The organism is Flavobacterium esculini (assembly GCF_048284325.1).
GTDB lineage: Bacteria > Bacteroidota > Bacteroidia > Flavobacteriales > Flavobacteriaceae > Flavobacterium.
This window is the reverse complement of sequence record NZ_JBLVPI010000013.1, coordinates 47,971-74,058: the sequence shown is the minus strand read 5'-3', so window position 1 is coordinate 74,058 and position 26,088 is coordinate 47,971. Positions and strand designations below refer to the sequence as shown.

At 31.8% G+C, this 26,088-nt stretch carries 19 protein-coding genes; 16 read left to right on the top strand and 3 right to left on the bottom strand.

Annotated elements, in window-relative coordinates; genetic code table 11:
- Positions 1 to 91: 91 nt before the first annotated feature.
- From ACNQGG_RS12070 to ACNQGG_RS12050, 5 genes are all read left to right on the top strand, one after another.
- Complete coding sequence (locus tag ACNQGG_RS12070; RefSeq protein WP_417964414.1) at positions 92 to 4,522, top strand: translocation/assembly module TamB domain-containing protein; 4,431 nt, start codon at positions 92 to 94, stop codon at positions 4,520 to 4,522.
- Positions 4,523 to 4,876: 354 nt separating this feature from the next.
- On the top strand, positions 4,877 to 5,863 hold the full coding sequence (pfkA, locus tag ACNQGG_RS12065; protein WP_417964301.1) for a 6-phosphofructokinase: 987 nt from the start codon (positions 4,877 to 4,879) through the stop codon (positions 5,861 to 5,863).
- 74 nt (positions 5,864 to 5,937) lie between these two features.
- Positions 5,938 to 6,942: a type I glyceraldehyde-3-phosphate dehydrogenase gene (gap, locus tag ACNQGG_RS12060; RefSeq protein WP_035672828.1), complete on the top strand. Its 1,005-nt coding sequence runs from the start codon at positions 5,938 to 5,940 to the stop codon at positions 6,940 to 6,942.
- Positions 6,943 to 7,081: 139 nt separating this feature from the next.
- Entirely contained in the window at positions 7,082 to 7,933 is an 852-nt protein-coding gene (locus ACNQGG_RS12055; RefSeq protein WP_417964299.1) for an N-acetylglucosamine kinase, read from the top strand.
- Between the two features lie 3 nt (positions 7,934 to 7,936).
- Complete coding sequence (locus ACNQGG_RS12050; protein WP_417964297.1) at positions 7,937 to 8,311, top strand: methylglyoxal synthase; 375 nt, start codon at positions 7,937 to 7,939, stop codon at positions 8,309 to 8,311.
- Here the strand turns inward: ACNQGG_RS12050 and ACNQGG_RS12045 are convergent.
- Positions 8,292 to 8,672 (bottom strand): RidA family protein, encoded by a 381-nt coding sequence (locus tag ACNQGG_RS12045; RefSeq protein ID WP_417964295.1) that lies wholly within the window; start codon positions 8,670 to 8,672, stop codon positions 8,292 to 8,294. The two genes, ACNQGG_RS12050 and ACNQGG_RS12045, sit on opposite strands and share 20 nt — an antisense overlap.
- A gap of 123 nt (positions 8,673 to 8,795) precedes the next feature.
- Positions 8,796 to 11,537, bottom strand: coding sequence for a putative LPS assembly protein LptD (locus ACNQGG_RS12040; protein WP_417964293.1), 2,742 nt, complete (start codon positions 11,535 to 11,537; stop codon positions 8,796 to 8,798).
- An 83-nt stretch (positions 11,538 to 11,620) separates the two neighbouring features.
- On the opposite strand from ACNQGG_RS12040, the gene ACNQGG_RS12035 reads away from it, so the two are divergent.
- The 11 genes from ACNQGG_RS12035 (at position 11,621) to ACNQGG_RS11985 (ending at position 25,337) form a co-directional block, all read left to right on the top strand.
- Positions 11,621 to 12,787, top strand: coding sequence for an N-acetylmuramoyl-L-alanine amidase family protein (locus ACNQGG_RS12035; protein WP_417964291.1), 1,167 nt, complete (start codon positions 11,621 to 11,623; stop codon positions 12,785 to 12,787).
- A 48-nt stretch (positions 12,788 to 12,835) separates the two neighbouring features.
- Positions 12,836 to 14,005 carry an N-acetylmuramoyl-L-alanine amidase family protein gene (locus tag ACNQGG_RS12030; protein WP_417964289.1) on the top strand — a complete coding sequence of 390 codons (1,170 nt, stop codon included), beginning with the start codon at positions 12,836 to 12,838 and terminating at the stop codon, positions 14,003 to 14,005.
- 52 nt (positions 14,006 to 14,057) lie between these two features.
- A complete protein-coding gene (locus ACNQGG_RS12025; protein ID WP_417964287.1) occupies positions 14,058 to 15,023 on the top strand; it encodes an MlaD family protein in 966 nt (321 codons plus the stop codon).
- Positions 15,024 to 15,027: 4 nt separating this feature from the next.
- On the top strand, positions 15,028 to 16,359 hold the full coding sequence (locus ACNQGG_RS12020) for a 4Fe-4S dicluster domain-containing protein (RefSeq protein WP_417964285.1): 1,332 nt from the start codon (positions 15,028 to 15,030) through the stop codon (positions 16,357 to 16,359).
- A gap of 122 nt (positions 16,360 to 16,481) precedes the next feature.
- Positions 16,482 to 17,273 carry a (Fe-S)-binding protein gene (locus tag ACNQGG_RS12015; protein ID WP_417964283.1) on the top strand — a complete coding sequence of 264 codons (792 nt, stop codon included), beginning with the start codon at positions 16,482 to 16,484 and terminating at the stop codon, positions 17,271 to 17,273.
- A 56-nt stretch (positions 17,274 to 17,329) separates the two neighbouring features.
- Positions 17,330 to 17,812, top strand: coding sequence for an ABC transporter ATPase (locus tag ACNQGG_RS12010; protein ID WP_417964281.1), 483 nt, complete (start codon positions 17,330 to 17,332; stop codon positions 17,810 to 17,812).
- 11 nt (positions 17,813 to 17,823) lie between these two features.
- Positions 17,824 to 20,814, top strand: coding sequence for a glycoside hydrolase family 3 N-terminal domain-containing protein (locus ACNQGG_RS12005; RefSeq protein ID WP_417964279.1), 2,991 nt, complete (start codon positions 17,824 to 17,826; stop codon positions 20,812 to 20,814).
- Between the two features lie 162 nt (positions 20,815 to 20,976).
- Positions 20,977 to 21,597, top strand: coding sequence for a phosphatase PAP2 family protein (locus tag ACNQGG_RS12000; RefSeq protein WP_417964277.1), 621 nt, complete (start codon positions 20,977 to 20,979; stop codon positions 21,595 to 21,597).
- 28 nt (positions 21,598 to 21,625) lie between these two features.
- On the top strand, positions 21,626 to 23,650 hold the full coding sequence (locus ACNQGG_RS11995) for a heavy metal translocating P-type ATPase (protein ID WP_417964275.1): 2,025 nt from the start codon (positions 21,626 to 21,628) through the stop codon (positions 23,648 to 23,650).
- Between the two features lie 75 nt (positions 23,651 to 23,725).
- Complete coding sequence (gene bshA / locus ACNQGG_RS11990; protein WP_417964273.1) at positions 23,726 to 24,859, top strand: N-acetyl-alpha-D-glucosaminyl L-malate synthase BshA; 1,134 nt, start codon at positions 23,726 to 23,728, stop codon at positions 24,857 to 24,859.
- A 49-nt stretch (positions 24,860 to 24,908) separates the two neighbouring features.
- Positions 24,909 to 25,337, top strand: coding sequence for a protease complex subunit PrcB family protein (locus ACNQGG_RS11985; RefSeq protein ID WP_417964271.1), 429 nt, complete (start codon positions 24,909 to 24,911; stop codon positions 25,335 to 25,337).
- Positions 25,338 to 25,390: 53 nt separating this feature from the next.
- On the opposite strand, the gene ACNQGG_RS11980 is transcribed toward ACNQGG_RS11985, so the two are convergent.
- The gene (locus ACNQGG_RS11980) at positions 25,391 to 25,894 is read right to left on the bottom strand and encodes a hypothetical protein (protein WP_417964269.1); all 504 of its coding nucleotides are present in this window, start codon (positions 25,892 to 25,894) and stop codon (positions 25,391 to 25,393) included.
- Positions 25,895 to 26,088: the final 194 nt, after the last annotated feature.

Sequence of the window (26,088 nt, the reverse complement as noted above, 5' to 3'; positions counted from 1 at the left end):
ATTTTATAAAAAATTAAAACACTATATAAGTATCAAAAAGTTAAAAAAAATAGTATTTCGTTCTCTACTTGGACTTATCCTACTTTTATTGGTGCTTGGAATAGCCCTTTCTACACCTTATGTTCAAACAAAAATTGCCCAATATTTTGTTCGAAGCATTAATAAAGACTTTGGAATTAATATTTCTATAGATGAAGTTGCCATCTCGGTTTTTGGAGGTGTAAAATTCAAAAAAGTATTAATTCTGGATCATCATAAGGATACTTTAATTTATGCGAATCGCATAAAAACGAATGTTCTAGAAGGGAAAAAATTATTAGATGGCGATTTGATTTTTGGCGAATTGCGTTTAGACGGATTGTTGTTTAATATGAAAACGTATAAAAATGAAAAAGAAACCAATCTAGATAAGTTTATTGCTGCTTTTGGTAAAGGGAAGCCATCAGGGAAGCATTTTTTGTTATCTGCTGAAGAGGTTTATATTACTAATGGCCATTTTATTTTGACAGATGATAATCGGGAAAACCCAAAAGATCTCGATTTTACTAAGCTTAACGCTTCAGTAAGTGATTTTCAAATATACGGTCCGGATGTGACTACTATGATTAATAAAATGTCATTTTTAGACTCTCGTGGTTTGTATGTAAAAAATTTAAGCTCAAAATTCAGTTATTCAAAAAAGTACCTAAAACTGGAAAAACTTGATTTGCTAACAAGGGAATCAATATTGAATGGGACTGTTGTATTAAATTATAAAATTGAAGATTTCTCTAATTTTACGGATAAAGTTCAGTTTGATATCAAATTGAATTCGGCTTCCATAGCTTCAAATGATATTCGTTATTTTTATAAAGAATTAGGTAAAAACCAGCATTTTTACACTAAGACAAGTGTTAAAGGGACTCTTAATGATTTGAGATTTAAAAATTTAGAATTGGTTGATGATAGAAAGACACAAATCAATGGTGATATCAATTTTAAAAATCTGTTTGCTAAAAAAGGTCAAAAATTCTCCATGTATGCAAAGTTTGATAAGTTAACCTCTACCTACGAGAATTTGGTAGTCATATTACCCAATATTTTAGGAAATAAATTACCTACTTCTTTGAAAAAATTAGGTAGATTTTCAGCTTCAGGAACCTCAAGCGTTTCAACCACTGTAGTTGAAGCTGATTTCTCTATGATTACCGCATTAGGAAAAGTAACTTCTAACTTAGAAATACAAAATATTGATGTAATTGACAAAGCTTCTTATGTGGGTAATGTTATTTTAGAAAATTTTGATGTCGGTGCTTTATTCGAAAGAAAAGATGTTGGGAGAGTAAGCATGAATATTGATGTGGATGGAAAAGGGTTTAAGCAAAAATATTTAGATACCGCTATTAAAGGGGACATCAGCAAAATAGAGTATAATAATTATACGTACACAAATGTTGTTGTAAATGGTACTTTTAAAATGCCAAATTACAAAGGACAAGTCTCTGTAAATGATCCTAATTTGAGTATGACTTTTGACGGTTTATTGGATTTAAGTAAAAAAGACAGCCGATATGATTTTCATATTAATGTTGAAAATGCAGATTTATCTAAATTAAAGTTAGTAAAAGATTCCGTTTCTGTTTTTAAAGGTGATGTTGTAGTTCAGGCTTCCGGAAATAATATCGAAAATTTTCAGGGAAATGTTTATATTAATAAAACATCTTATCAAAATGCGAAGGGTACTTATAATTTTGATGATTTTGCTATAAGTTCAACTTTTGACCGGAATAGAGTACGAACCATAACCGTAAATTCTCCGGATATTGTTCAAGGCGAGATTGTAGGTAAATATGAATTCAATCAGTTGAAAAACATGATTACCAATTCTTTGGGAAGCCTTTATACGAATTACAAACCAGCTAAGGTAAAAAAAGGACAGTTTCTTAAATTTGATTTTACGATCTATAATAAAATTATTGAAATATTTTATCCCGAAATTTCTATTGGATCAAATACCATCGTTAAAGGAAATATTAACTCGGATAATCAAGAATTCAAACTCAATTTTAATTCGCCTAAAATAATTGCTTCGGATAATACTTTTGACAATATCAGAATTTCGGTTGATAATAAAAATCCATTGTATAATGCTTATATTGAATTAGATAGCCTGAAAACTAAATATTATAAAATTCGAGATTTTAGTTTGATAAATATAACCATGAAAGATACATTATACTTTCGTTCTGAATTTAAAGGAGGAGTAAAAGGAGAGGATTATTATAATTTAAATTTATATCATACCATAAATGCAGCCAATAAAAATGTTGTAGGAATCAGTAAATCAGAGATTAAATTTAAGGATTATCTGTGGTTTTTGAATGCAAAAGACACACCTGATAACCAAATTGTTTTTGACAAGGCGTTTAAAAACTTCAATATTGATAATATAATATTGTCGCACGAAGATCAAGAGATTTCGCTAATGGGAGATTTAAAAGATACTTCCTACAAAGATTTAAAGCTGACTTTTAAAGATGTTGATTTAAACAAAATTACACCAGATAACGAGAAGTTTGTTTTTAATGGAAATATAAATGGGGAAGTAAATTATAAGCAAAATATAAATGTTTATCAGCCAACAGCCTCAATAGTAATTGATCATTTGAATTTGAATAAAACGGATTTAGGTGTTTTGAATTTTAGTATTGAAGGTGATGAAAACTTCAAAAAGTTTACAATAAATTCCAATATCGAAAATGAAAATTTAGAATCATTTAATGCTGACGGAAATTTTGAAATCGTAAATAAGGAAACAATTTTAGATTTAAAACTAAAATTCGAGAAATTCAATTTGGGAACATTGAGTTCATTGGGTGGTGAAGTTTTATCGAATATCAGAGGATTTGTATCTGGGAATTCAACGATTCAAGGAAATCTAAAAAAGCCTGAGATCAATGGGCGTCTCTTTGTTGACAATGCTGGATTGACTGTTCCGTATTTGAATGTGGATTATGAATTAAAAGATAAAACCATCATTGACTTGGTTGATGAAAAGTTTTTGTTTAGAAATAATACATTAACGGATACAAAATACGGCACAAAGGGAACTTTGAATGGAAGTATCGAACATAAAAATTTTGCCGATTGGAAATTAGATTTGAGCATTAATTCCAAAAGACTTCTAGCTTTAGATACAAAAGACAGTGATGATGCTGCTTATTATGGTACTGCGTTTATAGACGGTACCGCAACGATAAAGGGACCTACGAATTCTTTATTTATAAAAGTGGATGCAAAATCAGAAAAAGGAACCGCAATAAAAATACCTATTAATAATGCTGAGAGTGTAAGTGATAATAAATTCATTCATTTTGTGACTCCAAAAGAAAAGTATAATATCGAAAAAGGAATTTTTGAGAATAGCAGAAATTATAAAGGACTTGAATTAGAGTTTGATTTTGATATTACTCCAAATGCAGAAGTGGAAGTTATTTTAGATAGAAATACCGGACACGGAATGAAAGGAAAAGGTTTTGGATCCTTGTTATTTAAGATAAACACATTAGGTAAATTTAATATGTGGGGAGATTTCCAGGCTTATGAAGGAACCTATAACTTTAAATATGGTGGATTAATCGATAAAAAGTTTGCTGTCAAAAAAGGCGGCTCAATTTCTTGGGAAGGCAATCCTATGAAAGCACAATTAAATTTGGAGGCTGTGTATAAAACTACTGCAAATCCTGCTGTATTATTAGAAAATTCTTCGTTTAACACTAAAGTTCCTGTGGAAGTTGTTATAGGTCTCCGCGGCGATTTAACGAGTCCTGAACCCGATTTTAATATAGAATTCCCAACGGTTAGTAATGTTTTAAAATCAGAAATTCAATACAAGTTGAATGATAAAGATGTGAGACAAACCCAAGCTTTGTATTTATTATCGTCAGGTGGTTTTTTAAGTCCGGAAGGAGTAAACCAATCTGACTTTTCTGGAAGTCTCTTTGAAACCGCAACAAGCTTATTAGGAGGAATAATTCAAACGGACAATGAAAAATTCAAAGTTGGAATTAATTTTATAGGTGCAGATAAAAGAATAGGAAGAGAAACCGACGGAAGATTTGTAGCGACGATTTCATCAAAAATTAATGAAAGAATTACGATTAATGGTAAAGTGGGTGTTCCTTTTGGAGGAATAAATGAATCAGCAATTGTTGGGGATTTAGAAGTCCTTTATAGAGTTAATGAAGACGGAACTATGAATTTACGTCTTTTCAATAAAGAAAATGATATTAATTATATAGGTCAGGGGATAGGATATACGCAAGGTTTAGGGGTTTCTTATGAAGTAGATTTTGATACTTTTAAAGAACTGGTAAATAAAATATTTAAGAAACATCAATTGGAAAGAGAGGTTAAAACAAGTGCAGGGGAGGATCAAGATTCTAATTTATCGCCTGATTATATTAATTTTTCGAACCCTAAAAAACCTTCTACAGAAAAGCAAAAAACAAATCAGGAAGCTATAATTCCTAAAGAGGATTAATACTTGTGGTTATTTGATATTTTGAAAGACTAGATTGTAAAGATGTAATATGTGTTTTAACTTTATAATTATCTCGTGATTTTCGGGGATCAATCACGATATTACTTTTAACTAAAATTTGGATTACTCACAAGTTATTACTAATTGTAAAAAAGAATAAAAATCTTATTAATTGTTAATTATCAAATAATTGTTGATTTTTTTTTAATTTTGTTAAAAAAAATAGGTTTTAATTTGGTTTTTTAAAAACTTATTAACGAAAACGTTTGAATTTAGAGCCCTTTGCTAATTTATAAAAAATGCAGCTTTAAAAGTGCTGAATGTTTGCTAATTTTACACTTTAATACTTAAATAATGCCAAAAACAATAAAAAAGGTTGGTGTTCTAACCTCAGGTGGAGATTCACCAGGAATGAATGCAGCAATACGATCAGTTGTTCGAACATGTGCTTATCATAACATAGAATGCATAGGAATATACAGAGGATATCAAGGAATGATTGAAGGTGACTTCAAAGAAATGGGACCTCGTAGCGTAAACAACATTGTAAATAAAGGAGGTACGATTTTAAAATCGGCTCGTTCATCAGAATTCAGAACTCCTGAAGGTAGAAAGAAAGCCCATGAACATCTAGTAAAAGCTGGAATTGATGCTTTAGTTGTAATAGGAGGAGATGGAACTTTTACCGGAGGTCTATTATTTAATAGTGAATTTGACTTTCCAGTTATGGGAATTCCAGGTACTATTGATAATGATATTTTTGGTACAAGCCATACTTTAGGATATGACACCGCATTAAATACGGTAGTAGATGTAATTGATAAAATTAGAGATACTGCAAGTTCCCATAACCGTTTATTCTTTGTAGAGGTAATGGGAAGAGACGCAGGTCATATTGCTTTAAATGCAGGAATTGGAGCTGGAGCTGAAGAAATTCTAATACCGGAAGAAGATTTAGGATTGGAAAGATTATTAGAATCATTACAAAAAAGTAAAGCTTCAGGAAAGTCATCCAGTATCGTTGTGATTGCAGAAGGCGATAAAATAGGTAAAAACGTATTCGAATTAAAAGATTATGTTGAAGCTAATTTACCGGAGTATGATGTGAGAGTTTCTGTTCTGGGTCATATGCAGCGTGGTGGTTCACCATCATGTTTCGATAGGGTTTTAGCCAGTAGATTAGGAGTAAAAGCTGTTGAATCATTATTAGAAGGGAAGTCAAGTTATATGGTTGGTTTACAAAGCGATAAAGTTACCTTAACACCATTAGAACAAGCCATTAAAGGTAAAACAGAAATTGATAGAGAGTTATTAAGAGTTTCAGATATAATGTCAACCTAGGATAGGTTAACGTTTATTGTGAGCAAATTAGACTTTATATAAGTTAAATAAATACAAATAAAAATTAAATTAAAATGTCAAAAGTAAAATTAGGAATAAACGGTTTTGGAAGAATTGGAAGAATTGTATTCAGAGAGTCTTTCAACAGAGATAATGTAGAAGTTGTAGCAATCAATGATTTATTAGATGTAGATCACTTAGCTTACTTATTAAAATATGATTCAGTTCACGGTCGTTTCAATGGAACTGTTGAAGTTATAGATGGAAAACTTTTTGTAAACGGAAAAAACATCCGTATTACTGCTGAAAGAAATCCTGCAGATTTAAAATGGAATGAAGTTGATGTTGATGTAGTTGCTGAATGTACAGGTTTCTTTACAACTATTGAAACTGCAAACGAGCACATCAAAGGTGGTGCTAAGAAAGTAATTATTTCTGCTCCTTCTGCTGATGCTCCAATGTTTGTAATGGGAGTAAACCATGAGGAAGCTTTAGCAACTGATATGGTTGTTTCTAATGCATCTTGTACTACTAACTGCTTGGCTCCATTAGCTAAAGTTATTAATGATAACTTTGGAATTGTTGAAGCGTTGATGACTACTGTTCACGCAACAACTTCAACTCAAATGACTACGGATGGTCCTTCTAGAAAAGACTGGAGAGGTGGACGTGCTGCTTCATGTAACATCATCCCATCTTCTACAGGTGCTGCTAAAGCGGTAGGGAAAGTTATTCCTTCATTGAACGGAAAATTAACTGGTATGTCAATGCGTGTTCCTACAACGGATGTTTCTGTAGTTGATTTAACTGTAAAAGTTGAAAAAGAAACTACTTACGAAGAAATTATGGCTGTATTGAAAAATGCATCTGAAACTACAATGAAAGGTATCTTAGGATATACTGAAGATTTAGTTGTTTCTCAAGATTTCGTTTCTGATTCAAGAACATCTATCATTGATGCTAATGCAGGAATTGGATTGAACTCTACTTTTTTCAAAATCATCTCTTGGTATGATAATGAATATGGTTATTCTAGCAAATTAATTGATTTATCTGTACACATTGCAGGTTTAAAATAATTCTTTATATTTACAAATCCCGTTATATTTATATTTAACGGGATTTTATTTTTTGTTTACTTTTTTTAATGTAAATTTTATACTGCACGCATTTTAAAGAAGTAAATCAAAATACAAAAAAACCAAAAAAACCAAGAAAATGAGATTATTAGTTGATAGTGGTTCTACCAAAGCCGATTGGATTGCGATAGACGATGCCGGAAAAGTATTGTTCACAACACAAACACTGGGATTAAATCCGGAAATTCTAGAAGGAGATGAAATTATTGAACGATTAAATGATCGTTTTGATATTTTGCAAAATAAAAAAGAAGCCACACATTTATTTTTTTATGGTGCAGGTTGTGGAACCGAAAGAATGAAAGTTTCACTTTCACAAATTTTTCAAAACTATTTTCCTAACGCAATTATTGTAGTTGAAGAGGATACGTATGCTGCAGTTTATGCTACGACACCTAAAGGTGAAAAAGCGATTGTTAGTATTTTAGGCACGGGATCTAACTGTAGCTATTTTGATGGAAAAGAATTACATCAAAAAGTGCAATCATTGGGTTATATAGTAATGGATGATTGTAGTGGTAATGTTTTTGGAAAAGAATTAATAAGAAAATATTATTTCAATAAAATGCCAAAAGAATTGGCAGTAGAATTTGAAAAAGAATACGATTTAGATCCTGACTCCGTTAAAAGCAAATTATATAAAGAACCAAATCCAAATGCTTATTTAGCAACATTTGCAAAGTTCTTAATTCAGCATAAAGAGAGTGAGTTTTGTAGAAAAATAATTTTCAAAGGAATGAAATCTTTTGTAAAAAATTATATTAAACAATATGATAATTGCAAAGAAGTACCTGTTCACTTCGTAGGTTCAATTGCATTTTATTTAAAAGATGAGCTGCAAGAGACTTTCGACAAATATGAATTGAAATTAGGTAACGTACTAAGAAGACCAATTGATGGACTTATTGCGTATCATATAGCAAATAAATAATTTATGGAAATTGCAATTATTGCACATGATGGTAAAAAAGCTGACTTGGTTCAGTTTTTAGAAAAGAACAAAACTGTTTTACAAGAAGAAAAAATAAGATTAATTGCAACTGGAACGACTGGTGGTAAAGCCGAAAATTCAGGTTTCAAAGTAATAAAAATGCTTTCAGGTCCTCTTGGAGGTGATGCACAAATTGCAGCCAGAGTTGCTGAAGGTAAAACTCAAATGGTTTTCTTTTTTAAAGATCCATTGTCGAGCCATGCTCATGAAGCTGATATCAATATGCTAATTCGTGTTTGTGATGTGCATAATGTGCCATTAGCTACAAATGAGGCAACGGCACAATTACTGCTAAATGCTATAGCATTGCAATCATAGAAATTTCTACATTTACATTTTTAGGCAAACAAGCCACTTGAACCGTTTCACGAGCTGGAGCGGTTTTTTCGTTAAAATAAGACCCGTAAATGGTATTTATTTTTCCAAAATCATTCATGTCCATTATGAATATTGTAGTTTTTAATACATTTTCAAATGTCATTCCAGCAGCTTCTAAAACTGCTTTCATGTTTTCCATCACTTGTTCGGTTTCAGCTTCAATAGTAGTTGTAACTAATTCTCCTGTAGCTGGATTTATTGCAATTTGTCCAGATGTGTACAGCGTATTTCCTTTAAGAACAGCTTGATTGTATGGGCCAATTGGTGCAGGAGCATTTTCGGTAAAAATTATTTTTTTCATAAAATAGATGAATTAATTTATGTTTGAAAGGCAATATAACGTTATTTTAATTTTCTTAAAATAGTCTGTTGTATAGAATGAAAATTTTCAATATTTATTTTATTCAAGAATGGGGCTAAGTAATTATCTGTTTGTATTGCTTCGTTTATCCCATTTTATATCACTTAATACGCCTGATTTTATCCCAATGAAGAAACTCCAATTTGCATTTGTTCCAAAAGGTGTCCAGTTAAAGTCCATTCTCCAGCTTAATAAATCTCTTTCAAAACGAAGTTGGGTGAATGTAACTCCATTTTGTACAAAATCATAGCCTGTTGACACACCTGCTTTCCATTTAGGAGTTATATCTGCATTTGCAGAGACCATTATGGAATTACCAATAATCTTCTTTTCTCGATTGTTATTTCCGTAAGTGAGTGAATAGGCAAATGTCATATCCCAAGGCAGTTTAGAGCTGAAAAATTCAGTAATTTTATCTTCACCTTTTTCAGTTTCATCAAATTGACTTTTTCGAGTATCGTTTAAATCAGTATTTTTTCCAAATAGATCATCTTCTCGACCACCGTTTCTTTCGCTTTGAACGTTTTTGTCTTTAGTTTTATCTTTTTCTTTGCTTGAAAGCGAATAATTTAAAGTCATATTTGCACTTGTCATTCTAAATAAGCTTCCTCCATTATCAATATTATAGATATTAATTCGGGCACCTGAATTATCAATTGCATAAGGGTCTAAAGTAGCTCCAAAATTCACATTCATTTTGTTTTCAAAAAGTTGTGTACCTCCACTTACTCTTACTGGTGACCAAGCAAGGGACGTTTTACCATCAGCATTAAGATTATAACTGGTTGAAAGATTTAGATTGTTTAGTAGCATTATCTTTTTTGGTTCAACCTTAGTACTGTCCTTGTCGATAACTTTAGCTTCAAATGTATTGCTTAAATCTAAACCTAAAGTGTTTGAATTTGAGATGCCTGGGGCTCCAAAAATCCCAGATTCAAATCGAGAATATTGTTTTGTCATAGTTCCGGTTGCATCAGAGGCATAGGTGTCATAATATTTTTCAAAACTAGGGGTATAGCCATACGAAACAGATGGACGCATCACGTGTCGAATAGATTTTATTTTTTTATCGGCTCCAAAATTGAATGTCCCGTATATAGTAGTTCCTAAACTTGATGAAAACGAGTATGTTCTAAAGGCGTCAAAACCATTTTGTATATTATCAACTACTTTGCTTTGGTCTTCATCATAGCTTCTTTTAATAGTTTTTGCATACCAAACTTCTCTATAATTAAGAGATGTAGAAGCGCTGAAATATTTAAATAATTTAAAATTGGTACTCAATGGAATAGTGTGTTCGATACCCGTTTTTGCATCTCTAAACATTTGAGGTTTAAAGAATAAAGAGTCATTGGTAACTATGCTGTTTCTACCGTTTAAATTATATTGTAGATTGATATTTTTAAAAAATCCTTTTTTGACACCGTCTTTTCCAACAAAAGGGTATATACGATCCACACTTAATTGCAGTGTTGGTAAAGTCATATTGATTTCTTCAGTTTGGGTATTTTGAGAATGTGTTGCTGTCAATGACATTCTAACTTGCGGTACTGAATTGAATGTTTTACTATAAGAAATCGATGAGCTTAAGGTATTATTAAGGTTAGAACCAATATTGGCTTGATTTATAGATTGCCTAAAATACTTACTGCTTCCAAGATTTACCGAAGCAGAAAAACTCGAGTTTGGAGTTGATTTAGAATCTTTAGAATGAGACCATTGGATGTTGTAGATTTTCTGTTTGGAGTAATCTGGATATCCTCTTTCGCTCGAGATTAAATTTTCAAACCGTACATTTACATTACCACGATATTTATACCGTTTAGCATAACTTGATTCAAAGCGCAGCCCGTAACTACCGTTAGTGTAATAATCTCCTAAAACGGTTAAATCATAATTATCACTGAGTGCAAAATAATAACCTCCATTTTGTAAAGAAAAACCTCTCGTATTAGAATCATTATAACTAGGTAAAATCAATCCAGATATGCTGGTTTCTTTACTCATTGGGAAAAAAGCAAAAGGCAAAGCTATTGGTGTTGGAACATTGGCAATAACCATATTGGTTAAACCTGTAATAACTTTTTTGCCGGGAATAAATTTTACTTTGTTGGTTTGGAAATAATATTCCGGATTATCTACATCTGTAGATGTTGTAAAGCGGGCGCCTTTTAGGAAATAAACCGAATCGTTTTCTTTTTTAGTAATAGCTGCTTTTACTTTAAACTCTCCCTGATCAGATCTGGAATTCCAAATTAAAGCTTTTTTTGTTTTAAAATTAAAACGAATCGAGTCAGGCTCCACCACATTTGCACCTTGCTTAAAATTCGGATATTGTGTATATGCTCCTGTAGAATCTTTTATTCGACCAGCGTAGACTTCATTTTTTTCATAATCCATGACGATAATCCCTGATGTCAATTCTATATCTTGATAATACAGCTCCGCTTTATCGTATAAAGTAATAAGTTTTTTCTTTTGATCTAATTTTACATATTTTTCAGCCCTGTATTTTACTTTTCCATCAAGAAATGCTTTTTTTGGTTTTATGCTGTCTTTTTTTATAGAATCGGTCTCTTTTTTTACAATTTCAGTCAACTTTCCAGTATTGTTAACAATGGTTATGGGGCTGTCTGTTTGTTTTTTAGTAGGTATAGCTGTTGTTTTTTTTGTTATATCTTGGGAATATAATTTACCAGACCCTAATGTTAGGAAAATTGATAATAAAACGATATTAAATAAGTTTGTATGCAAAGGTTTAAATGCTATTTTTGTAAAATTATGGCCTGTTTTTTGACATGTCAAACTTACATATTATTTTTTGTCAAAAATAATCAAATAAAGAATTTATAACCGTAGTGTTTTAATTAAAATTAACTTTTGTATTTATGCATATTTCATATAAAATAAAAATAACATTTACGCTTCTTTTTACAATAGTTTCTTTTTCGACCTATAGTCAATCCAATATATTTAAGGTAACATTAGATGCGGGTCATGGTGCTCATGATTTTGGTGCAGTTTATAACGGACATGTCGAGAAAAACATAGCTTTGGCTGTGGTGTTGAAAGTTGGAAGGATTTTAGAAGCTACCCCTAAAATGGATGTGATTTATACCCGAAAAACGGATGTTTTTATTGATTTAGTGGAAAGAGCCAATATTGCAAACCGTGCTGATGCTAATATTTTTGTTTCTATACATTGCAATGCAAACAGAAATACGGAGGGATATGGTACAGAAACCTACGTAATGGGTATGACAAAAGTAGCTTCAAATTTAGAGGCTGCTAAAAAAGAGAATTCCGTTATTACTTTAGAAAAAGATTACAAACAAAAATATGAAGGTTTTGATCCAAATTCTCCAGAAACGATGATAGGAATGACTTTGATGCAAGAGGAATATTTAGATAACAGTATTTCATTGGCAAGTAAAGTGGAAGATGCATTTGAGAGGTTAGGAAAAAAAATAAGAGGTGGAGGGGTTAAACAAGCGCCTTATATGGTGTTGCACAAAGCATATATGCCAAGAGTATTAATTGAAATGGGGTTTATTTCTAATTTCACAGAAGGAAATATCCTAGATTCAGAAGAAGGTCAAAATGACATAGCCAGAGCAATTGCTGATGCAATCATAAGTTATAAAAGAGATTATTATGGAAATGAGGAGACTGAAGTTATTGATGTTAGGCCCTCTCAGAAAATTATTGAGAAACCAATAAGAGACACCTCTTCTCAATCAAAACCAAAAGGGAATTTCAATTCTGGCGAACTTAAAAAAACATTGAAAAACAGTGATAATTCTGCAGCTTTATTCAAGGTACAGCTTTCTGCTAGTGTAAGAAAAGTAGAATTGGCACCTAAAAATTTTAAAGGACTAAAAAATATCTCTGTAGAATATGATGACAGGGTTTATAAGTATATGTATGGTGAAACCGCTGATTATGACGAGGCGAAAAAACAATTACAAGAAGCAAAAGATAAAGGATATAATTCTGCTTTTTTAATTGCTTTTAAAAATGGAGAGAAAATTAGCATTGAAGAAGCGCTTAAATAGTAATAAGAGTTAAAATATTTATATTAAATTTGTCAAAATACTTAAATTTTGGAAATAATTATAAAAATTAAAACCGCAATAGTTACCTCTCTTCTTTTTTTTTCTCTAAATATTTTTTGTCAATCCAACCATAAATTTATAATTATTTTAGATGCGGGTCATGGTGGTAAAGATCCAGGGAATTCTTATCATGGTTTTGTTGAAAAAGAAATAGCACTTAAAACTACCTTAAAATTAGAAAAATACCTTCAAAAAGATAAAGATATACACATTATTTATACAAGAAAAAAGGATGTTTTTATAGAATTAATTGATAGACCAAAAATAGCGAATAGTATTCATGCTAATTTATTTGTTTCTATACATTGCAATTCTGTTAAAAACCCAATTCCCTATGGGTCAGAAACATTTGTAATGGGTTTAGCTCGAAGTAACACTAATTTGGAAATAGCTAAAAATGAAAATTCTGTCATATTATTAGAAAAAGATTATAAAGAAACTTATAAAGGGTTTGATCCTAAAAATCCTGAAACGCTGATTGGACTAAAAATTTTACAGGAAGAATATTTGAATAGGAGCATAAATTTGGCATCAAAAATTGAAAATAATTTTAGAAATAAAGTGAATCGAAAATCAAGAGGCATCAAGCAAACACCGTTATGGGTTTTAGATGCAGCTTATATGCCGAGTGTGTTGATTGAATTGGGATTTTTATCCAATAATGAAGAAGGCCTTTACTTAAATTCAGAAATTGGTCAAAATAATATGGCTGAAGCAATTGCAGATGCTATTATTACGTATAAAAAAGAGTATTTTGGAATTGAAAAAGATCAAAATAACAAAGAATATCCGTCAGAAAAAACAGCTAAAAATCGAATAAAAGATACTTCAAAAAACACTAAATTTGAAAGGATTCAAGAAAAAAAAATGGTTACAGAATTCAATGCTACTGCTGAGCCCTCAAGAGTTGTTTTTAAAGTTCAAATTGCTGCCGGAAACAAGAATATTAAATTGAATCCAGTTAATTTTAAAGGATTATATAATGTTTCGGTAACATCATATAACGGAACTTTTTATAAATATGTCTATGGGACAACTTCTGATTATAAAATTGCAAAACAGAATTTAGAAGTTGCAAAATCAAAAGGATATACTTCAGCGTATCTGATTGCATTCAAAAACGGAGAAAAAATTAGTATTCAAGAAGCATTAAAATAAATAAGTACAAGTTAAAATATTTTACATTAATTTTGCCAAAAAAAATTACATTTTGAAAATAACGAGAGAAATTAAAACTGCTATATTAGTCATTGCATCTATTTTATTATTCATTTGGGGCTATAGTTTTTTAAAAGGTAGGGACCTTTTTACAAATTACAAAACGTTTTATGTTGAATATAAAAGTGTAGAAGGTTTAGCAGCATCGGCTCCTGTAACTTTAAACGGTTTAATAATAGGTAAAGTAAGCAGTATTACAATTAATGAAAATACAGGTAATTTACTAGTTGAATTGCAATTGAAAACAGACTTTCCTATTTCAAAATCCAGTACTGCTTCTATTTATGAGCCTGGATTCATTGGTGGAAAACAAATTGCAATCAATCCGAATTTTAATGATAAAACGTTAGCCGTTGATGGCCAGAAACTTCAAGGAGATACAAAATTAGGACTTACTGATAAAGTAGGGGATCAATTAGCTCCTCTTCAGGAAAAATTAGAAAAAATAATGACTAACACTGATAAATTAATATCAGGAATTAACAATGTTTTGGATAAAAATGGTCAAGAAAATTTGAAAATTAGTTTAGCAGAGTTAAGTAGGACTATAGAGCAATTTCATATAGCTACAGTAAGTGTTAATACTTTGTTAGATGATAATAAAGTTCAAATACAAGGAGCTGTTAAGAATTTTAATAAAATTACAGGTGATTTTTCTAAAATATCTGATTCACTGAATAAAGCAGATTTGGGTAAAACTGTCAAAAATCTAAATAAAACCTTGGCAAGAGTTGACGGTATTATGAGTGGTTTAGAATCAGGAAAAGGCTCTATGGGAAAATTATTAAATGATGAGGCTTTTTACGAAAATATTAGAGCTACAACAAAAGAATTAGAATTGTTATTGCAAGATATAAGACTCGCTCCTACAAGATATGTGAATGTTTCTTTATTTGGAAAGAAAAATAAGCCTTATGTTGCTCCAAAAAATGATACGATTATAAAAGAAAAAAATTAGCAATATGAGCTATTTAGATAATATATTATTTGCCATATTATTAGTTATCGGTTTTGGTTATTTTTATATGAATATAAAAAAAATCATTCGAAATATAAATCTTGGTGTAGCAGTAAACCGTAAAGACAACGCAAAAGTGCGTTGGGGAAATATGGCTATGATTGCTCTTGGACAATCAAAAATGATAAAAAGACCTGTTGCAGGAGTCCTTCATATTATTGTTTACGTGGGATTTATAATCATCAATATAGAGTTATTGGAAATAATTATTGATGGACTTTTAGGTACTCACAGAGTTTTTGCTTTTTTAGGTACTGCTTATAATGTATTGATTGCTTCATTTGAAATATTGGCTCTTTTAGTTTTAGTTGCTGTTTTTAGTTTTTGGATTAGAAGGAATATTATCAAATTGAAACGATTTTCTAGTTCTGATTTAGAAGGTTCACCTAAAAAGGATGCTAATTATATTCTTTATTTTGAAGTTGTTTTGATGATATTGTTTTTATTAATGAATGCTTCAGATTTACACTTACAAAATATACCTGGTGGCTTTTCTCATTTTATCAAAGCAGGTTCATTTCCTGTGAGTCAATTTATTGCGCCATTGTTTAATGGAATGTCAAATGAGTTAGTGATGCTTCTTACCGAAATATTTTGGTGGCTGCATATTACCGGTATTTTAATTTTTATGAACTATCTGTATTTTTCAAAACACTTACATATACTATTGGCTTTTCCAAACACCTATTTTGCAAATTTAAACCCACAAGGTCAATTTGATAATTTAGAATCAGTTACTAAAGAAGTGAAGATGATGATGGATCCTAGCGCTGATCCGTTTGCGGCTGCGCCAGTTACCGATAACGAATTGCCTGCTAAGTTTGGAGCCTGTGATGTTCAGGATTTAAATTGGGTACAATTATTGAACGCTTATACGTGTACTGAATGTGGTCGATGTACGGCTGCATGTCCTGCCAATATAACAGGGAAAAAATTGTCTCCTCGTAAAATCATGATGGATACAAGAGATAGACTGGAAGAAGTAGGAAGAAATATAGATGCTAATAAGGGTGTTTTTGTTCCGGATAATAAATCATTATTGAATGATTATATTATGCCTGAAGAACTTTGGGCATGTACTTCATGTAATGCATGTGTTGAGGAATGTCCGGTAAGTATAAGCCCTCTTTCTATTATTATGGATATGAGACGCTATTTAGTAATGGAAAAAAGTGCAGCACCAATGCCAATAAATGCAATGATGACCAATATAGAAAATAATGGAGCACCATGGCAATACAATCAGCAAGACCGTTTGAATTGGAAAAATGAATAGTTGTTTAATTGGTTATTTGTTTAACTGATAAACCGAATCAACAAATTACCGCTTACGCGAATAATCAAATCAACGAATAACCGAATAAACGTTTAAGCGAATAATCGAATCAACAAAATATTATGTCAGAAAGTTTAATAGTGCCAACCATGGCCGAAATGCTAGCTCAAGGAAAACAACCTGAAGTTTTATTTTGGGTAGGTTGTGCAGGAAGTTTTGACGATAGAGCAAAAAAAATAACGAAGGCATTTGTACGAATTTTAAATCGTTCCAATGTATCTTTCGCAGTTCTTGGTACAGAAGAAAGTTGCACCGGAGATCCGGCTAAAAGGGCTGGTAATGAGTTTTTGTTTCAAATGCAGGCGATGATGAATATTCAAGTTCTCAATGGGTATGAAGCAAAGAAAATTGTTACTGCTTGTCCGCATTGTTTTAATACGTTAAAAAATGAGTACCCAGAATTAGGTGGAAAATATGAGGTGATTCATCATACAGAGTTTTTAAAATCGCTATTAGACGATGGAAGATTAACTATTGAAGGAGGACAATTCAAAGGAAAACGGATTACTTTTCATGACCCTTGTTATTTAGGAAGGGCCAATAATGTATATGAAGCACCTAGAGATTTGATTCTTAAATTAGATGCCGAATTATTAGAAATGAAACGTTCTAAAGCCAACGGATTATGCTGTGGCGCTGGTGGTGCGCAAATGTTTAAAGATGCTGAACCTGGAAACAAGGAAATCAACGTTGAGAGAACTGAAGAAGCATTAGAAACAAAACCAGAAATTCTTGCTGCGGGTTGTCCTTTTTGTAATACGATGATGACTGATGGTATTAAAAATAAGGAAAGAGAAGGAGATGTAAAAGTTATGGACATTGCCGAGTTAATTGCTAACGCCCAAGATTTGTAATGAAGTATTAAATCAGATTTTGGTTCTGTTTTTATTCAAAATTTAAAATAAATATAATGTATATCCCATTTGAAAATTTACCAGAAGAATCCAAGATATGGATTTATCAATCGAACAGAAAATTTTCGGATGAAGAGTTTTCTGAAATCGAAACTGCTTTGCAATTTTTTCTTGAAAGTTGGGCTGCACATGGTACCAGTTTAGAATCATCTTACCAATTAAAATACAACCGGTTTATTATTATTGCCGTAAATCAAGATGTTCAGGCTGCAACAGGTTGTTCTATAGATTCTTCTGTAGAATTTATCCAAAGTTTAGAACAAAAATACAATGTCGATTTGTTGGATAAAATGAATGTGACTTTCAAATTAGGGGAACATATTGCTCACAAGCCTCTGATTGATTTTAAGAAAATGGTAAAAGATAAAGCCGTTACTGAAAACACAATCGTTTTCAATAATTTGGTTAACAATATAGAAGAATACAATGAATCTTGGGAAGTTCCAGCCATGGATAGCTGGCATAGTCGCTTTTTTTAAAAAATAGTTCAATGAAAAAAATAGGCATCAAAATGGTTCTTTTTTATGTCTTATTTTTCTTTGTTGCCACTAGTTGTGTTGGTACAAAAATTAATAAGCCTAAAGTAATTCTAACCACCATCCCGTCGGCAGAAAAGCTTGACAGCAAAAGTCCAGATATTCCGACGCTTTTTGAAATAGCTCCGGAAGGTAATAAATGGGTCGATAGTGTTTATCATGCAATGAATCTGGAGGAAAGAATAGGGCAATTATTTATGGTTGCTGCTTATTCCAATAAAGATACTGTGCACTTCAACGCAATTGACAAACTCATACTGGAAAATAAAATTGGAGGATTAATCTTCTTTCAAGGTGGTCCGGTTCGTCAAGCAAAACTTAGTAATCGTTTTCAAACTAAGTCAAAAATTCCATTATTTATTGGTAATGATGCCGAATGGGGTTTGAGCATGCGTTTGGATTCGACCTCTCGATACCCTTGGAATATGACTCTTGGAGCCATCCAAGACATGAAATTGATTGAGAAAGTTGGAGTGCAAATGGGAGCACAAAGTAAACGATTAGGTTTGCAATTTAACTTTGCACCGGTACTTGATATTAATACTAATCCAAGAAATCCAATTATTGGTTTTCGCTCTTTTGGGGAGGATAAATATAAGGTTACTGAACGAGCAATTGCATTAATGAAGGGGGTTCAAAGTCAAGGTGTCTATTCTACCGGCAAGCATTTTCCTGGTCATGGCGATACGGAAATAGATTCGCATAAAGGATTACCCACAGTTAATGCTTCCAAAGAAAATTTACAACAAGTAGCATTTTACCCTTACAAAAAAATGTTTCACGAAGGACTTTCTTCTGTCATGGTGGCACATTTAAATATTCCTAGTTTAGAACCAAGATCGAATTATCCTTCATCGATTTCCTATAATGTGGTAACGAATATTCTTCAAAAAGAATTGGGATTCAAAGGACTTATTTTTACTGATGCTTTGAATATGAAAGCTGTCAGTAATACTAGTATGCCCAGCGAAATAAATTTTGAAGCATTTATGGCTGGAAATGATATCTTATTATTTCCTGAAGATGTTCCGTCAGCTATTGAAAAATTTAAAATTGGGTATTCTGCTAATTTAATTAGTGAAGAAAGATTGGCTTCTTCCGTAAAGAAAATATTGAAATTCAAATATAAAGCGGGATTGAATTCTTATAAACCTATTGAAACAGCTACTTTGTTTACCGATTTAAATTCAGCGGAAAACGAAGCTTTGCAGTATGAATTGTATGAAAATGCAATTACTGTTTTGAAAAATACAGCTTCGGTTTTGCCTATTAAAAATTTGGATAAACAAAAGATCGCTTATGTGAAAATAGGAGATGATAACAACAATTCTTTTATTTCCACTCTAAAAAAGTATGCAGATGTAACGGTCATTTCAGATACTAATCTGGATAGTTTACAAGTAAAATTGAAACCATTCACAACGGTAATAATAGGGTATCATAAGTCAGATGTCGCTTTTAAAAATGGAGATTTAAATTCTGATGAATTGTTTAAAATCAATTATTTAGCCCGTAATAATAATGTTGTTTTGGATATTTTTACTAAACCCTATTCCTTATTACCTATTGCAAATTTTGAAGATATCGAAGGATTAGTTGTTTCCTATCAAAATAGCGATATTGCACAAGTTGTTTCCGCTGAATTGATTTTTGGAGCCATTGAGGCTAAAGGTAAATTGCCGGTATCCATCAATACAAATTTCAAAGTTAATGATGGTTTAACAACTGAAAAATTGAACCGATTGGGATTTACGACTCCAGAAAATGTAGGAATGAATTCTAGCATTTTATCAAAAATTGATTTGATTGCCAAAAAAGCGATTAGTGCTAAAATGACTCCAGGAATTCAGGTGCTTGTGGCTAGAAATGGGAAAGTGATTTACCAAAAATCATTTGGATATCACACCTACAATAACGATTTAAAGGTTTTGGATTCAGATATTTATGATGTTGCATCATTAACAAAGATTCTGGCTACTTTGCCTAATGTGATGCAACAATATGATCAGCAAAAAATTAATATGGAAACGACATTGGGAACCATGTCTCAAATCTTTAAAAATTCGAATAAAGAAGACATTCATTTCAAAGAATTATTATCTCATTATGCTGGACTTGTTGCTGGGCTTTCTTTTTATAAAGCTACCATGGATAAGTCGAAATTTCCTTCTGAAACCTATTTTAGAAAAGTTGCTGAGGAGCAATTTTCTAAAAAAATGGGAGACAGTCTTTTTATAAGAAATGATTTTCATGACACGATAATGAAAATGATTGTTAAAAGTAAATTGTCATTAAAAAAAGAATACAAATACAGTGATCTTACTTTCATGATCCTTAAAGATTATTTAGAAAATGCAACGGGTAAAAAATTAGAGGATTTAATTCAAGAGAATTTCTATCAATCGCTCGGAATGAATAATTCGACTTTTAATCCATTGAATAAGTTTGATAAAAACAGAATTCCTCCAACAGAAATGGACACTTATTTTCGCCATCAAATTTTGCAGGGATATGTCAATGATTTATCGGCTGCTCTAGAAGGCGGTGTTTCAGGACATGCCGGTGTTTTTTCTAATGCAATGGATGTGGCTAAAATTATGCAATTGTATTTGCAAAAAGGGAATTATGGCAATCACCAGTATTTTTCCGAGAAAACATTCAATGATTTCAATACTTGTTATTTTTGTGCTGCAGGAAATAGGAGAGGTATTGGTTTTGATAAACCTCAATTAGGCACAGCGGGTCCTACCTGTGGTTGTGCTTCAATGACTAGTTTTGGACATACTGGTTTTACCGGCACGATGGCTTGGGCTGATCCTGAAACACAAATCGTGTATGTGTTTTTGTCCAATAGAACTTTTCCATTGGCTACTGAAAATAAATTATCAAAAGAAAATATTCGAGAAGATATTCAAGAAGTGATTTATGATGCAATTGTAAAATAGCGCAATTAAAGACAATAATTAGCTTTAGGGCAATATGAAATTATTAAGCAATTTTATATTGGCCTATTTTTATTAAAATGGCCTTTTAAGAATTTTATTTTGAAACATTTAGTTAAAAATTACTCCATGTATTATAGTATATTTGATATGTAAATTAATACTATGAAAAATAAAAGGAACGTATTTAAAGCTAGCTATTTAACGGTATTTCTTTTTTGCACAACATTTTTAAATGCCCAAAATACTGATATAAATATTTTACGACATATCAGTGTTCATAGAAATGAAAATTTTGATTCCTCTTTTAAGTTCGTTACTAATACTGCTGTTCCCTTTAGTGTTGCAACTCCTATTATTATTTATTCCGTAGGGTTGATAAAGAAAGACAGTACAATCAAGAAACAGGCAATTTTTATTGGTGAAACGTTTCTGGTTTCTGCATTTATAACTACCGCTTTAAAACACACCATAAAAAGAGAAAGACCATTTAATACGTATCCAGATATAATTAAAGCGACTTCCGCACCAGGCTATTCCTTTCCTTCGGGGCATACTTCGTTAGCTTTTGCAACAGCAACATCATTAAGTTTGGCTTATCCAAAATGGTATGTCATTGCACCATCTTTTGTTTGGGCTAGTGCCATAGGATATTCTCGAATGCATTTAGGTGTTCATTATCCCAAGGATGTATTTGCAGGAGCAATTGTAGGAAGTGGTTCCGCTTATATTACGTATAAAGCTAATAAGTGGCTTAATAAGAAACGATCTAAAAAGGATATGTAATTGCAATTTACGAATGAAATTATTAAAAATGGGACACCAACATAAACAGGAAGTCAGTGACAAAGAATCGTGTTGCGCTTCAGAAGAAAAAAAAGGTATTAAAACGAACGAAGATACCGGATGTTGTTCTTCTCATAGCGAGACTGAAAATCATTCTGACGAGGATCACGACCACGATCATTCCAATGGAAGTGATAGTTTTTTTGGGATGTTTTTACCTTCAATACTAAGTTTTCTACTCCTAATAACAGCGATTGGATTTGACAATTATTTTCCTCAAACCTGGTTTGTGGGTTGGGTTAGGATTGCGTGGTTTTGTGTCGCTTACATTCCGGTAGGTTTACCAGTGTTAAAAGAAGCTTTTGAAAGTATCCGTAAAGGTGCTATTTTTTCAGAATTTTTTCTAATGTGCATTGCTACACTTGGGGCTTTTGGAATTGGCCAATATGCGGAGGGTGTTGCCGTAATGCTATTTTATTCTATTGGTGAATTATTCCAAATGTTAGCTGTAAAAAGAGCTAAATTAAGCATCAAGGCATTATTAGACCAAAGACCGGATTCTGCAAATGTTATTGAAGCTTTGGAAACTATTTCTAAAAAAGCTTCGGATATTACCATTGGTGAAATTATTCAATTAAAGCAGGGGGAGAAATTAGCTTTGGATGGAAAACTACTTTCCGATCATGCCACTTTCAACACCGCAGCATTAACAGGGGAAAGCAAACCGGATACTAAAACGAAAGGAGAAACTGTTCTTGCCGGAATGATTAATCTCAATACTGTTGCTCAAGTCGAAGTTACGGCTATTTTTACCGATAGTAAATTATCTAGGATTCTTGAAATGATTCAGGAAGCCACAGCTAAAAAAGCCACAACTGAATTGTTTATTAGAAAATTTGCTAAAATTTATACTCCGATAGTTGTTTTTCTGGCTATCGGAATTTGTTTGCTTCCACTATTATTTGTGGAAAATTATGTTTTCAAAGATTGGTTGTACAGAGCACTAATTTTCTTGGTTATTTCATGTCCTTGTGCATTGGTAATTTCCATTCCATTAGGTTATTTTGGAGGAATTGGTGCAGCCAGTAAAAATGGGATTTTAATCAAAGGTTCTACTTTTTTGGATATTTTGGCCGCTATTCAAGTTGTGGTGATGGATAAAACAGGAACATTAACTAAAGGTGTTTTTAAAGTCCAAAAAGTCGTAGCCGTTGGAATTTCGGAAGCTGATTTGGTGAAATATACTGCCGCAATTGAAACGAAATCGACACATCCTGTTGGTTCAGCTATAATTGAATATGCTAGGGATATTGTGAAAGACACCACAGTTACTTATGTAAATGAAATTACAGGTCATGGAATGAAAGGACTCGTCGATGGAAAAGAAATCTTAGTAGGAAGTGCTAAATTGATGAAAAAATTCAACATCAGTTATGACACTGAAATTGACACTATTCCATTTACAATTATTGTAGTTGCCCTCAATCAAAAATATGTTGGCTATTTTATTATTGCCGACGAAATTAAAGAAGATGCAAAAAAAGCCATTCAGAGCTTACACAAATTAAATATCAAAACCATTATGCTTTCGGGCGATAATCAGGCAATAGTTTCGCTTGTCGCCAAAGAATTGAATATTGACCAAGCTTTTGGGGAGTTATTGCCAGAAAACAAGGTTCAAAAAGTGTCAGAACTAAAAGAAGAGTATTTAAAAATAGCGTTTGTTGGTGATGGTGTGAATGATGCACCAGTAATCGCTTTAGCCGATGTAGGAATCGCAATGGGCGGTTTAGGAAGTGATGCTGCCATTGAAACTGCAGATGTCGTTATTCAAAATGACCAACCAACAAAGATTTTTACAGCAATACACATTGGAAAAAAGACAAAACAAATTGTTTGGCAAAATATTGGTTTAGCTTTTTCTGTAAAACTAATCGTTCTAATAATGGGCGCAGGGGGATTAGCGACCATGTGGGAAGCCGTTTTTGCTGATGTTGGTGTGGCTTTATTGGCAATTTTAAATGCCATAAGAATTCAACGAATGAAAATTTAAGTTTAAAAGTATTTAACTTAAATTTTCATAAACCCATTCCTATTTTTATTAATTTCGTTTCATTAAAATATATACATGAAAATTGCAATAGTTTGTTATCCTACCTTTGGAGGTAGTGGTGTTGTCGCTACAGAATTAGGTCTTGAATTGGCACGACGTGGTCACGAAATACATTTTATAACCTACAGTCAACCTGTGCGTTTGGCCCTTTTGAGTCCAAATGTGCATTACCACGAAGTTAATGTTCCGGAATACCCATTGTTTCATTATCAGCCTTATGAATTGGCTTTGTCGAGCAAATTAGTCGATATGGTGAAGCTCTATAAAATTGAATTACTTCATGTACATTATGCCATTCCTCATGCTTATGCGGGTTATATGGCCAAACAAATGCTAAAAGATGAAGGCATTAATATTCCAATGGTGACTACACTCCACGGGACGGATATTACTTTAGTTGGAAATCATCCGTTTTATAAACCTGCGGTAACCTTTAGTATTAATAAATCTGATTTTGTTACTTCAGTTTCCCAAAGTTTGAAAGATGATACCCTTAAATTATTTAATATAAAAAATGAAATTGAGGTTATTCCCAACTTTATCGAATTGGATAAAAACGTAAATGATCCCAGTATTGCTTGTCATCGTTCTGTAATGGCAAAAGAGAATGAGCGTATAATAACTCATATCAGTAATTTTAGAAAAGTAAAACGAATTCCTGATGTCATTAAAATATTTTATAATATTCAAAAAGAAATTCCGGCTAAACTGATGATGGTGGGAGATGGTCCGGAAAAAGAAAAAGCGGAATATCTATGCCAGGAATTAGGAATTCAGGATAAAGTGATCTTTTTTGGGAATAGCAATGAAATCGATAAAATATTAAGTTATACAGATTTATTCTTGCTGCCATCTGAAACCGAAAGTTTTGGTCTTGCCGCTCTTGAAGCAATGGCTTGGTCAGTTCCTGTAATTTCTAGTAATTCAGGAGGCTTGTCAGAAGTTAATTTTGATGATATATCTGGATATTTGAGTGATGTAGGTAACACTGATGAAATGGCGGTTAATGCACTGAAAATTTTAAAAGATGATGCCACTCTGAATAAATTTAAAGGGAATGCCCTTTCGATTGCTAAAAAGTTTGATATTAAAAACATTTTACCTTTATATGAAAACTTATATAAAAAAGCAATAAATAAATATTTATAAGGTTACTTTTTTAAATAGATTCTGGATCTAATTATTAAAAAATAAAAAAATGAAAAAAATCTCTACCTTATTTGTTGCTATATTATTATTTTCATGTGGAGCTTCTTCCACAAAAAGCTCAGATAAAAAACCTTTATTTGAAGTCTTAACCCAACAAAATGATGGTGGAGCAAGTATTCGCTTTTTTGAAATTCTTTCGGAGCCAAATGAAATTAAAATGTTGCAAAATGATGAAAATCTAAAAAATAAAATTAGCCCAAATGATATTCAGAATTCTAATTTTATTATTTTGAATATGGGAGAAAAAACATCTGGAGGATACAAAATAGGAATTGATACTGTTGTAGAAACAGATAAAAACATAATTATAACTGTGAAGGAAACAATACCTGAACCAGGCGGCATGGTAACTCAAGCTTTTACAAATCCTTTTTGTGTAGTTAAGATAAATTCTAAAAAAGAAATCATTATTAAATAAAAAAATGCCACTATTTCTAGTGGCATTTTTAAATATATTTAGTTGCTTAATTATTAGAATTGGTATCTAAGACCTAAAGCGATATCTGAACCATAATTATTTTCATAATAGCCATTTCCACCAAACTCAGGTCTGAAATCCAATGAAATTAACAAAGGGATATCAAAGTTATATTCAATTCCAATATCTCCCGCTGCAAATGCAAACGTATCATTATAAGAAGTATCGTTATTATCATAACTGTAACTACCTAATCCTCCACCAACACCTGCATACCAGTTGAAACCTCCGTCAATGTTCCATACCCATTGGTATAAAGCTGCTAGTTTTACTGCATTGTCATCATAACCATTGTTGTTATAATTATTTCTATTTCTCCAACCTAAATCAAGTTCAAGTCTATTGTTGCTTCCTAATGCTCTTTGGTAAGAAAGTTCTCCACCAAAACCATTATTGCCTCCTAAACGTAAACCTAGCGCGTTTTTTGAAATGTCTTGTGCCTGTGTGGTAAATGCTAATCCCATTAACATAATAGCCGATAAAATAATTTTTTTCATAAGTTGAGTATTTGTTTTTGCAAAATTACAGTCTTAAAGGTATTATAAATTTATAGAATTTTTATGAAAAGTTATAAAATTCACACTTTTAGATTGTACTATTTTAATGACGATAATTAAATTTAAAATATTTTGTTTAAAAAAGATAGCTACTTGCCTACTTAAAAATGGACTCAATTTTGAAGATGTTTCCA

Coding starts and splice junctions, on each gene's coding strand:
- ACNQGG_RS11985 (WP_417964271.1), top strand. CDS start 24,909: ATGAAAAAAATCTCTACCTTATTTGTTGCTATATTATTATTTTCATGT.
- ACNQGG_RS12035 (WP_417964291.1), top strand. CDS start 11,621: ATGCATATTTCATATAAAATAAAAATAACATTTACGCTTCTTTTTACA.
- bshA (WP_417964273.1), top strand. CDS start 23,726: ATGAAAATTGCAATAGTTTGTTATCCTACCTTTGGAGGTAGTGGTGTT.
- ACNQGG_RS12000 (WP_417964277.1), top strand. CDS start 20,977: ATGAAAAATAAAAGGAACGTATTTAAAGCTAGCTATTTAACGGTATTT.
- ACNQGG_RS12020 (WP_417964285.1), top strand. CDS start 15,028: ATGAGCTATTTAGATAATATATTATTTGCCATATTATTAGTTATCGGT.
- gap (WP_035672828.1), top strand. CDS start 5,938: ATGTCAAAAGTAAAATTAGGAATAAACGGTTTTGGAAGAATTGGAAGA.
- ACNQGG_RS12015 (WP_417964283.1), top strand. CDS start 16,482: ATGTCAGAAAGTTTAATAGTGCCAACCATGGCCGAAATGCTAGCTCAA.
- ACNQGG_RS12045 (WP_417964295.1), bottom strand. CDS start 8,672: ATGAAAAAAATAATTTTTACCGAAAATGCTCCTGCACCAATTGGCCCA.
- pfkA (WP_417964301.1), top strand. CDS start 4,877: ATGCCAAAAACAATAAAAAAGGTTGGTGTTCTAACCTCAGGTGGAGAT.
- ACNQGG_RS12055 (WP_417964299.1), top strand. CDS start 7,082: ATGAGATTATTAGTTGATAGTGGTTCTACCAAAGCCGATTGGATTGCG.
- ACNQGG_RS12010 (WP_417964281.1), top strand. CDS start 17,330: ATGTATATCCCATTTGAAAATTTACCAGAAGAATCCAAGATATGGATT.
- ACNQGG_RS11980 (WP_417964269.1), bottom strand. CDS start 25,894: ATGAAAAAAATTATTTTATCGGCTATTATGTTAATGGGATTAGCATTT.
- ACNQGG_RS12050 (WP_417964297.1), top strand. CDS start 7,937: ATGGAAATTGCAATTATTGCACATGATGGTAAAAAAGCTGACTTGGTT.
- ACNQGG_RS11995 (WP_417964275.1), top strand. CDS start 21,626: ATGGGACACCAACATAAACAGGAAGTCAGTGACAAAGAATCGTGTTGC.
- ACNQGG_RS12005 (WP_417964279.1), top strand. CDS start 17,824: ATGAAAAAAATAGGCATCAAAATGGTTCTTTTTTATGTCTTATTTTTC.